The 11,604-nt window shown below is 71.4% G+C and carries 4 protein-coding genes; all 4 read right to left on the reverse strand.

Annotation, left to right across the window (positions count from 1 at the left end; genetic code table 11):
* Positions 1-1,802, reverse strand: a 1,802-nt coding sequence (locus tag ACFVWY_RS24950; RefSeq protein ID WP_389876400.1) for a condensation domain-containing protein, incomplete at its 3' end; no start/stop codon positions are given.
* 47 nt (positions 1,803-1,849) lie between these two features.
* Positions 1,850-8,593, reverse strand: coding sequence for an amino acid adenylation domain-containing protein (locus ACFVWY_RS24955; protein ID WP_389876403.1), 6,744 nt, complete (start codon positions 8,591-8,593; stop codon positions 1,850-1,852).
* 361 nt (positions 8,594-8,954) lie between these two features.
* A complete protein-coding gene (locus ACFVWY_RS24960) occupies positions 8,955-10,352 on the reverse strand; it encodes an MFS transporter (protein WP_389876405.1) in 1,398 nt (465 codons plus the stop codon).
* A complete protein-coding gene (locus tag ACFVWY_RS24965; RefSeq protein WP_389876408.1) occupies positions 10,349-10,972 on the reverse strand; it encodes a helix-turn-helix domain-containing protein in 624 nt (207 codons plus the stop codon). Before ACFVWY_RS24965 ends, ACFVWY_RS24960 begins: the two co-directional genes overlap by 4 nt.
* Between the last annotated feature and the right edge of the window lie 632 nt (positions 10,973-11,604).

The following is an 11,604-nucleotide window of genomic DNA, read 5'->3' on the forward strand; positions in this document are numbered from 1 at the left end:
CCAGCCAGACCCGAACTCGTGATCACCAGCGAAGCACTCGCATCCTCCACCATGTACGCGATCCGGTCAGCCGGATACTCCGGATCCAGAGGAACAAACGCGGCACCCGCCTTCAGAATCCCCAGAAGCACCGCAATCAGCTCAGGCGAACGATCCAGACACACCGCGACCAACGTATCCCGCGCAACACCCCGCCCCCGCAAATACCGGGCAAGCCGGTTCGCACGCGCATTCACCTCACCAAAAGACCAACGACACTCCCCATGCACCACCGCAACCGCACCCGGACTGACAGCCACACGCTCCTCAACAAGCCCATGAACAGTCGCCTCATCCGGATACGGACCCACCACACCATTCCACTCCACCAACACCTCCCGCCGCTCCCCCACCGTCAGCATGTTCAGCTCCGACAGACGCGCACCAGGCGCAGCCGCCACCGACGCCGCCAACGTCGCGAAATGACCAGCCAACCGCTCGACCGACGCCCGCTCGAACAGATCCGTCCGGAACTCCAGGACCGCGCGCAGTCCGTCCGCCGACTCGACCGCCGTGAGCGTCAGGTCGAACTTGGCGACACCCCGCTCGATCTCGACCGGCTCGGTCCGTGTGCCCGCCAGCTCCCATGCCTCGCCCTCCGCGCTGCCGGGCGCCTGAAGGACGAACATCGTCTGGAACAGGGGGTTGCGGGACAGGTCCCGGTCGGGTGCGAGTTCTTCCACGAGGCGCTCGAAGGGGAGGTCCTGGTGGTCGAAGGCGCCGAGCGCGGTGTCCTTCACCCGGTCCAGGAGCTCGGTGAACGCCGGGTCACCGGACAGGTCGGTACGCAGGACGAGCGTGTTCACGAAGAACCCGATCAGATCCTCCGTCTCGGCACGGTTACGGCCCGCGACCGGGCTGCCCACCGCGATGTCGTCCTGACGGCAGTAGCGGGCCAGAACGATCTGGAAGAGGGACAGCAGCGCCATGAACAGGCTCGCGCCCTGCCCGCTCGCCGTCGCCCGCAGCGCCTCCGTCACCTCCGACGGCACCGTGAAGGTGACCACGTCACCGCCGCCGCCCGCCTGCACCGGACGCTGGTGGTCGGTGGGAAGGTCGAGCGGCGTCACGTGCGCGAGACGCTCACGCCAGTACGCCAGCTGCTTGTCCAGGAGGTCCCCGCAGAGTTGATTCCGCTGCCAGGCGGCGAAGTCCGCGTACTGGATGCCGAGTTCGGGCAGCGAAGCCTCACGCCCGGCCACGGCGGCCGCGTACAGCTCGCGCAGCTCGCGGGCCAGAATCCCCGAGGACCAGCCGTCCGAGGCGATGTGGTGCACCGTCAGCAGCAGGAAGTGGTCGTCGTCCGCGAGCCGCACCACATCGGCCCGCAGGAGCCGCCCGGCCTCCAGGTCGAACGGCCGCGTCGCCTCGCTGCGCAGCACCTCCCCCGCGCGGGCCTCCGCGTCCGTCTCGGCTCGCAGGTCGTGGAGCGTGACCTCCACCGGCCAGGGTGCGCCGATCGCCTGCCGCGGTGTGCCGTTGTCGTCCGCCGGGAAGGCCGTCCGGAGCACCTCGTGCCGGGCCACCAGACCTGACAGTGCTGTGCCGAGCGCGGGGACGTCCAGCGCCCCACGCACCCGCAGCACCGTCGGCACCAGGTATTCCGCGCTGTCCGGTGTCAGCCGGTCCAGGAACCACAGCCGCTGCTGCGCGAACGACAGCGGCAACGGTCCGGCCTCCCGGTCAGTCCCGACGATCCGGGTCGCTTCCGCCCGCCGCCGCATGCGGGACAGCAGCCGTGTCTCCACCGAGTTCTCGCCCATGATGATCCGTCCTCTTCGTCTTCTCGTGTGGGCAATGGGCCGCTGATTCAGGAAAGCTGTTCCTGCGCGTCGAACAATTCGATGAGCTGTTGTTTGATGCCGGTGACAGTCGGCGACTGGAAGAGACGCCTCAGGCCGATGCGCACTCCGGTCACCGCCTCCACCTGGTTGACGAGCTGGAGGGCGAGCAGGGAATGGCCGCCGGCGTCGAAGAAGCTCTCGTGGACGCCTACGCGTTCGACGCCGAGCACGGCGGCCATGATCCCGGCGATCTCCTCCTCGATCTCGTCCCGTGGCGCGGTGTATCCGGCCGTGCTGTCGCCGTCGTTCCCGGGGGCGGGGAGTGCCGCGTGGTCGACCTTGCCGTTCCGGTTGAGCGGCAGCTCCGGCAGGGTCGCGAACCCGGACGGCATCATGGCGCGCGGCAGGCGTTCGGCGGCCCACTCACGCAGCGCGCCGACGTCCACCGTGGCGGCGGGCGCGGGCACGCAGTAGGCGACCAGGCGCTTGTCGCCGGGAGTGTCCTCCCGGACCACCACCGCGCAGACCCCGACCGCTTCGTGGGTGAGCAGCGTCGCCTCGATCTCGCCGAGTTCGACCCGGACACCGCGCAGTTTCACCTGCCGGTCGATCCTTCCCAGCAGATCCAGTTCGCCGTCCGCGGTGAACCGGCCGAGATCGCCCGTGCGGTACATCCGGCCGCCGCGGAACGGGTCGGCGACGAAACGCTCCGCGGTGAGGTCGGGCCGCTGGTGGTATCCGCGCCCGACGCTGTCGCCACCGAGGTACACCTCGCCCAGCACGCCCGCGGGCACGGGACGGCGGTCCGGGTCCAGGACGTACACGGTCTGGTTGACCATGGGACGGCCCGCGAGGACCGGTCCGGCCGGGTCCGTGCGTGAGGCCCGCCAGTACGTCGTGTCCACCGAGACCTCGGTGGCTCCGTACAGGTTGATGAGGTCACCTGGGAAGTGCTCGGTGAACCGGCTCACCAGCGTCGGCTGGAGCGGCTCGCCGCTGGCGAAGGCGTACCGCAGGTGTGTGCAGTCCCCGGGGCGCACCCGGGTGACGAACAGGTCCAGCAGGCTCGGTACGAAGTGCAGGCCGACCACGCGGTGGGCGCTCATCAGGCGGGAGATCTCGGCCATGTCGAGGCGGTCGGAGCCCGGCACCAGCACGACCGTGGCCCCCTGCCACAGGGGCCAGAAGATCTCGTACGCCGATACGTCGAAGGACAGCGGTGTGGCCTGGAGGAAGCCCTCGCCCGCAGCGATCGGAAACGCGTGCTGCATTCCGGCCAGGTAGTTGACCACTCCGCGGTGTTCGATGCGGACGCCCTTCGGGCGGCCCGTGGAACCGCTGGTGTAGATCAGGTAGCACAGGTCGCCGGGGTCCGCGACGGGTTCCGGCGCGTTCGTGGGCAGGGAGTCCGGCAGGTCGGCGGGGCGGTCCACGGCCAGCACATCCGGGCCGTCCGGCAGCAGGGCGGCGTGCGCGAGGTCGGTGATGATCAGCGGCGCGCCGGAGTCCGCCACCAGGTACGCCAGCCGTTCCTCCGGGTGCTCCGGGTCGAGCGGGACGTACGCGGCACCGGCCTTCAGGATGCCGAGCAGCGACCACACCATGGCGGGCGACCGTTCCAGGCAGACGCCCACGGGCACGTCGGGGCCGATCCCCGGCATGGCGCGCAGCCGGTGGGCCAGGCGGTTGGCCCGCTCGTCGAGCTGGCGGTACGTCATGCTTTCGGTGCCGCACACGACCGCGACCGCGTCCGGATCCTGGGCCGCCCGCTGCTCGAACAGCCGGTGCAGTGTCCCTGCCGGAACGGGCGCGGCGGTGTCGTTCCACTCGGTGAGGACACGGTGCCGCTCCTGCGCGTCCAGCATCTCCACCTCGGACAGCGCGCTGTGCGGGCGCAGCGTGGCCGCGGTCAGCAGGTTGGTGAAGTGACCGGCGAGGCGGCGTGCGGTGTCCTCGGTGAAGAGGTCGTCCGCGTAGACCACGGCGCCGTCCAGTGTGCCGTCCGCCGCCTCCGCGAGGTACATCGACAGGTCGAACTTGGCGTCCCGGACAGGGGTTTCGACCGACGCCGCCGTCAGGCCCGGCAGGTTCCAGGCGTCCGCACCCGGTGTGTTCTGCAACGCGAACAGGGTCTGGAACAGAGGGTTGCGGGACAGGTCCCGGTCGGGGGCGAGTTCCTCCACGAGACGTTCGAAGGGCAGGTCCTGGTGGTCGAAGGCACCGAGCGCGGTGTCCTTCACCCGGTCCAGGAGCTCGGTGAACACCGGGTCACCGGACAGGTCGGTACGCAGGACGAGCGTGTTCACGAAGAACCCGATCAGATCCTCCGTCTCGGCACGGTTACGGCCCGCCACCGGGCTGCCCACCGCGATGTCCCGCTGGCCGCTGTAGCGGGCCAGCAGCAGCTGGAAGACGGCCAGCAGGGTCATGAACAGGCTCGCGCCGCTCTCGGCGGACACCGCGCGGGCACGGGCGGCCACCTCGGCGGGCACCGAGAACCGGACCACCTCGCCCCGCCCGCCGCGCTCCGCCGGGCGCGCGTGATCGGTCGGCAGCTCCAGCGGCTCCAGTCCGGCCAGCCGGTCGCTCCAGTAGGAGAGTTGCCGCTCCAGCGGTGCACCGGACAGCCAGGACCGCTGCCACACCGCGTAGTCGGCGTACTGCACGGGCAGCGGGTCCGGCTCGGGCGTGCCGGAGGGGTCCGCGAGGGCTTCCGCGTACCGCGCGGACAGTTCGCGCACCAGTACGCCCACCGACCAGCCGTCGAAGGCGATGTGGTGCACCGTGACGGCCAGGACGTGCTCTTCGTCGTCCATCCGCACCAGCAGCGCGCGCAGCATCGGCCCGGTGCCGAGGTCGACCGGCTGTAGTCCGTCCTCGCGCAGCACCTCCGCCAGGGCGTCCTCGCGGGCGGCTGGGTCACCCGTGCCGCGCAGGTCCCGTTCCAGCATCCGCACCGGCCGCGCCGGGTCGATCAGCTGCGCCGGGGAGCCCGCGGCATCCGTGCTGAACCGGGTGCGCAGGATCTCGTGGCGCGCCACCACCGCGGTGAGCGCGGCGTTCAGGGCGTCGGTGTCCAGGGGGCCGTGGACGCGGAAGGCGAAGGGCAGCAGGTATTCGGCCCTGCCCGGCTCCAACTGGTCCAGGAACCAGAGTCGTTGCTGCGCGAAACTCAGGGGCGGCGGGGCGCTGTGGCGCGGCGCCGCCGGGATGCGCCCGGATTCCGTGCTCTCCAGTTCCGTCACGGCCGCGGCCAGCAGCGCCGGGGTCGGCGCGCTGAACAGGGTGCGCACCGGCACATCGGCGCCCAGTCGCCGGCGCAGCCGCGACACGACCTGGGTGGCCAGCAGCGAGTGCCCGCCCAGCGCGAAGAAGTCGTCGTGCACACCGATCCGGTCGACACCCAGCACCTCGGACCACACCTCGGTCACCGCGCGTTCGGTGTCCGTGCGAGCCTCGGTGTACGCGGCGCCCAGTCCGGACCGGTCGGAGGCGGGTGCGGGAAGTGCCCGGCGGTCGGTCTTGCCGTTCGGGGTGAGCGGGATGCTCTCCAGCGGCACGAACGCCGTGGGCACCATGTAGTCCGGCAGGTCGCGCTGGAGGCGGGAGCGCAGCGCGCTCGCGTCCAGGGGGCCCACGGGCACCACGTACGCCACCAGTCTCTGCACGCCGGGGACATCCTCGCGCAGCACGACGGTGGCGCCGGTGACGGTGGGGTGGGCGAGCAGGGCCGTCTCGATCTCGCCCAGTTCGATGCGGTAGCCGCGCAGCTTGACCTGGTTGTCGGAGCGGCCCACGAACTCCAGCCGTCCGTCCGGCAGCCACCGGGCGAGGTCACCTGTGCGGTAGACGCGCCGGGGTGTGCCGTCCACGTCCACGACGGTGAACTTCTCGTCGGTCAGCTCGGGCCGGTGCAGATAGCCGCGGGCCAGCCCGGGGCAGCCGATCCACATCTCGCCCGGCACGCCCACCGGCACCGGTCGGCCGTGGCGGTCGACCACGAACACCTTCGCGTTGGCGACGGGCCGGCCGATCGGCACCCGGTCGACGGGGCCGCTGATCGTGGCGGTCGTCGCCTCCTGCGCGGCCTCCGTGGGGCCGTAGCCGTTGACCAGAGGCACCGCGCAGTGCCGGAACCACTGCCGGATCTGTTCCCTCTGGAGCGCCTCGCCGCCGAGCCGGACCAGCCTCAGCTGCGGGCCGAGCGCGTCCGGCCCGTCCAGGTCGGCGGCCAGTGCCCCGAACGCCGACGGGGTGAGCCATGCCACCGTGACCCGGTGCTCGCGCAGTGCCGCCGCCAGCCGGCCCGGATCCCAGCTGTCGTCGCGCAGCACCAGCCCCGCTCCGGAGACGAGCGGGGCGAACATCTGGCCGACCGACGAGTCGAACGCGATCGAGGCGAACTGCAGGACCCGGTCCTCGGACGTGAGCCCCAGCTCACGGCATGTCTCCCGCATCCGCGCGCGCAGCGCGCCGTGGGTGATCTGCACGCCCTTGGGGCGGCCGGTGGAACCACTGGTGTAGATCACGTAGGCCAGGTCGTCCGGTCCGGCCTGCGCCGCCGGACCGGTGGATGCGGGGTCCGGCCGCTTCGGCCCGTTCCCGTCCAGCAGCAGCGTCGGCGCGTGGGCGGGCAGGCGCCCGGTGTGCGCGGACTGGGTGACGATCAGCGGGGCGCCGCTGTCCTCGACCATGTAGGCGAGCCGGTCCGTGGGGTACGCCGGGTCGAGCGGCACGTACGCCGCCCCCGACTTGTGGATGCCGAGCAGCGCGCACACCATGTCCGTGCCGCGGTCCAGGCAGACCGCGACCAGGGTGCCCGGTCCGGCACCGCGCTCGCGCAGCAGGGCCGCGATCCACTCGGCGCGTTCGTCGAGCTGGCCGTAGGTCAGCCGGTCCGTGCCACAGGTCACGGCCGGGGCGTCGGGGTGGTCGGCGGCCTGCTCCTCGATCAGCCGGGTCACGGTCACCGTGTCCACGGTGTCGGTGTCGGCCCCGTTCCACTCGCCGAGGATCGTCCGGCGTTCGGCGGCGGTCAGCATCGGGAGCCGGGACAGCCGGGTCTCCGGAAGGGCGCAGGCGGAAGCCAGCAGGGTCTCGAAGTGCCCGGCGAGCCGCACCATCGTGGCTTCGTCGAACAGGTCGGTGGAGTACACGATGGTGCCGTCCAGAGCGCCGTCGGCCGCCTCGGAGACGTAGAAGGTGAAGTCGAACTTGGAGTCCTGGGCGGATACGTCGAGCTGCCGCACGGTCAGGCCCGGCAGCTCCCAGCCCCGGCTGTCGGGGGTGTTCTGGAGGACGAACATCGTCTGGAACAGCGGATTGCGCGACAGGTCCCGCTGCGGGGCCAGTTCCTCCACCAGGCGTTCGAAGGGCAGGTCCTGGTGGTCGTAGGCACCGAGCGCGGTGTCCTTCACCCGGTCCAGCAGTTCGGCGAACGCCGGATCGCCGGACAGGTCGGTGCGCATGACCAGCGTGTTCACGAAGAAGCCGATCATGTTCTCGATCTCGGCCCGGTTGCGGCCCGCGATCGGGGTGCCCACCGCGATGTCCTCCTGGCCGCTGTAGCGCGACAGCGTCGCCTGGAAGGCCGCCAGCAGGGTCATGAACAGGCTCGCGCCGCTCTTCTCGGAGAGCTTGCGGGCGTCGTCGGCGGTCCTTGCGGGCACGCGGAAGGTGAGCATGGCGCCGTTGCCGCTGCGCCGCGCCGGACGCCGGCGGTCGGTGGGCAGTTCCAGCGGTTCGGTGCCGGCCAGCCGGGTGCGCCAGTAGTCCAGTTGCTCCGCCAGCACGTCGCCGGTGAACCACTGGCGCTGCCAGACCGCGAAGTCGGCGTACTGGAGGGGCGATTCGCGGAGGTCCGCGGTCTCACCCGTGGTCCGAGCGCCGTACAGCGCGGTCAGCTCGCGAGACAGCACGCCCACCGACCAGCCGTCGAAAGCGATGTGGTGCACCGTCAGATAGAGCAGGTAATCCTCTTCGTCCAGCCGCATCAGCAGCGCACGCGCCATCGGTCCGGTGCCGAGGTCCATCGGCCGGAAGCCCTCGGTGTCCACGAGCGCGGCGGCGGCCTCCTCGCGCGCGGCCTGTCCGGCGACGGGCCGCAGGTCGTGAACGGTGAGCGGCAGCGGCCGGGGCGGGTCGATGACCTGGCCGGGGTTGCCGTCCGTGTCGCTGGCGAAGCGGGTGCGCAGCACCTCGTGCCGGATCATCAGGTCCGACAGCGACGCGCGCAGCGCGGGGACGTCCAGCGGGCCGCGGATGCGCAGTCCCATGGGGATCAGGTACTCGGCCCGGCCGGGCTCCAGCTGGTCCAGGAACCACAGCCGGCGCTGCGCGAACGACAGCGGCAGCGGGCGTCCGTTCCTGGGCGCGCGGGGTATGACCGGAGCGTCGGCCGGGGCCCCGGCGGCCACCAGCGCGTCCATGACATCCGAAGCGCCCTCGGCGTCGAAGTCGGCCGACTCGAAGAGCCGTTGGGCCCGCAGCAGGGCCTCCTCCGCGAGGAACGACGCCACCGCCCGTACCGTCAGCGGCTCCGGCAGTGTGTCCGCGCCGAGTTCCGAACCGAATTCCTCCGCGATCCGGAGTGCCATCTCCACTGCCTGCGGGCGGGTGCCGCCGAGGCGGAAGAACTCGTCTTCCGCCCCGGTCACCTCGGCACCGAGCACCCCGTTCCACACTGCCGCGATGCGGGCTTCCGCGGGTGAGAAACCGCCCTGCCCGGCCCCCTGACCGGAGACCGCGGCCGTCATCGGCTTCGTCGTCATGTGTCCACCAGTTCCTCGTCATCGACCGTCTGCGAAAACCCTCGGAAACTCAGCCGAATCCGATGCTCGCAGAGCGGTCTTGAGGAGATAACTGGTCACTTCTGCCCGCCGGACGTGGCCACTTCTGCCCGCCGGGCACGGACACGTCCGCCCCTCGGACAGGGAGGCTTTCGCCCGCCGGGGCAGGGGCACCTCCGCGGGTCCGGGCGCGGGAACCGCGCCCGGTCACGCGAGTTCCGCACGCCATGGCGCAGGTCTGCCGTCCGGACAGCGACGGGTCACGGAACCGACGGCCGGCCGGTGACCGGCGACCGGGCACGGGCGATCACCCGCCAGGCCGGTGCCGGTCCCGTGCGGTCGCCTACGCGGATTCCCTGGCCGCCGCTTCCCTGGAAGCCGAAGCCGTACTGGCCTTGTCCTCCTCCCCGTGCCCGGCGCCGACGGGGCTCGCTCCGGGCACCGTCCGCTTGCGCATGCCCGCCCACTCCGGGTTCAGGGCAGGCACCCCGATGGCGACGAGGTAGAGTCCGCCCACGATCCACAGCGCGCCCGAGGTGCCCGCCACCGTCACCAGTCCCGCCCCCAGCAGCCCGCCGAAGGGGATACCCGCCCAGGTGACGGCCTGGGCCAGCGTCTTGACCCGTCCCAGCAGCGGAGTGGGGATCAGCTCGTACGTCACGGCCCCCACGATCGGATTGACGAAGCCTGAACCCAGGCCGCCCACCGCCAGCACCGCCAGCACCAGCCACAGGGGCGCCCCCATGGCCATGGCCACGAAGCGCGGAACGCCGCCCAGCGTCAGACCGATCAGGAAGACGGTACGCCGGGGCATCCGCTCGGCCACTCCCGCGGCCACGAGCGCCGCGACGATCGACGTCGCGGCGAAGACGCTGACCACCAGGCCGATGGCTCCCGCGCCGTAGCCCGTCTCCTTCGCCCAGACCGGCAGCAGCACGGACATGAAGGCCTGGTCGAGCAGGTTGGTCACGGCGAGCATGCACACGATGGACCGCAGCAGCTTGGCGTCGCGGAGGAAGACGGCGCCCTGACGCAGCCGCGAGAGATAGCCATCGACCTCCTCGACCGGCACCTCGTGCGGCTCGGGCACCGGGTCGCTGAGGGTGGTGGAGACGATCAGCGCCGCCACACCGAACAGACAGGCGGTGATCCACAGGGCGTAGAGGCTGCCGAAGGAGGCGACGACCACACCGGCGATGGCCGGTCCGACGGTCGTCGCGGTCCGTTCGACCGCCGCCGACAGACCGGTCCCCCGCTCCAGCGGCACCCGGGCCGCGCGGGTGGCCGCGGGCACGAAGAGCCCCTTGGCTCCATTGGCCGGGCCGTCCGCCGCGCCGACCACCGCCAGCAGTCCCAGCAGCAGGCCGAAGGACAGATTCCCCGTCAGGTAGAGCAACGGGGCGGCGGCCGTCGCGACGGTGGAGGCCAGGTCACCGGCCACGCTGATGCGCTTGGGGCCGACCCGGTCGATGATCGGGCCCGCCAGCGCCTGGGCCACCACGTAGGGGACTATCTGGCAGAAGGCGACCAGCCCCGTCTTGCCGACGCTGCCGGTCGTCGTCAGGACGAACCAGGGCAGGGCGATCGAGAGCACCCGGTTGGCCGACAGGGACGCCGCGTTGGCCGACAGCATGCCGACCAGTCCGCGCAGGACCCGGGGCTCGCCCTCCGGGGCGTCCGGGGCGGGTGTGCATGTGCCACTGTCCGCCGCCTGCTGGGCGGCCGCGTGCCGAGAGGTCATCTTTCGCACTCCGATTCGGTGGGGTGGGAGACGTGCCGGTCTGCGCTGGTGGGAAACAACTGGAACTGGAAGGCAACTCGCTCCGCTCCCTCCGGCAGCGGCGAACCCGCCGGTGCGGGAGAGGAGTTGCGCCGACGGAGCAGCTGGTGGATCTCCGCCGACAGCTCTTCGGCCTCGGCCGGGGTGAGCGTGAGAACGTAGTCACCGAAGTCCTGGGCATCGCGCCACTCGGGCGACAGTGAGGCGGTCGCGTCGATGGCGGTCGTCATCGCGTCGGACCAGACCCGGCCAAGCGCCTGCAAGTAGGCGACGCCGAGACCGTCGTCCCCCGCCAGCACCGAATCGTCCGGCACGACCGTGTTGACGTGCGCCGCCTGCCACCAGCGCTCGCGGCGGCCGCCCCGGGACGGCGCCTCGACGATGAAGCCGTACTCAGCGAGCTGGCGCAGGTGATAGCTGGTCGCCCCGGTGTTCTGGTTCAGGCGGCGGGCGAGCGTGGTGGCCGTGGCAGGCCCCTCCGTCCGCAGGACCGTCAGCATCCGCACCCTCAGCGGATGTGCGACGCCGCGGAGGTTACGGGCCGTCAGCTGCACTTGGGAGGGCTGCTCGGGAAGTTCCATGAGGCCCAAGGTAGACGACAAAGACTTCTGTGCACAGACTCCTGTGCACAGATTCATGTGCATAGACTCCTGTGCAGTCGAGAGGGCGGCTGGACCCCGGCGGCACGCGGACCGTCCCCGGCGCCGACTCGCGGCTGGACTCCGTACCGCTGGGGGGGGGAGTTCCTGCCGTAAAGCCCGTGCCGGGCACCGGCAACGCGCCGCGACCGGCCCCGGGACGCCCGCCCCGCAGGCACCGGCGTCCGGGCGGCTGCCGGTGGACGACCGTCGCGCTCCGCTTCGCCGCCATGTGCGGTGCGCCCCACGGTCGTTGCACGGCTCGCCCGCCGGGGAACAAGTTCGCCATTCCGCCACGATCTTTCCCAAAGGCCTTCTAAGATCGCTGACGAGGCGGTTCTCCGCATCTCTATGTACTCCCTCACGAGCAGGGCATCGAGCCCTTCTGAACTCTGAGAGCAGGAGATGACATCTACGAATGAACAGGCGAAGGGAGCCGCGCCCGAGCCGCGTCGGCGTGGGGCGGGGCTTCCCCGCCCCCCCCCCCCCCGCGGTCTGGCCGGGCGCGCCGTGGGTATAGGTAGGCGCGGGGTTTCCGTGGGGCCCCCGGCCCACAAAAAAACCCCAGCCGGGTT

The sequence above is a fragment of the Streptomyces sp. NPDC058195 genome, assembly GCF_042883525.1.
Classification (GTDB): domain Bacteria; phylum Actinomycetota; class Actinomycetes; order Streptomycetales; family Streptomycetaceae; genus Streptomyces.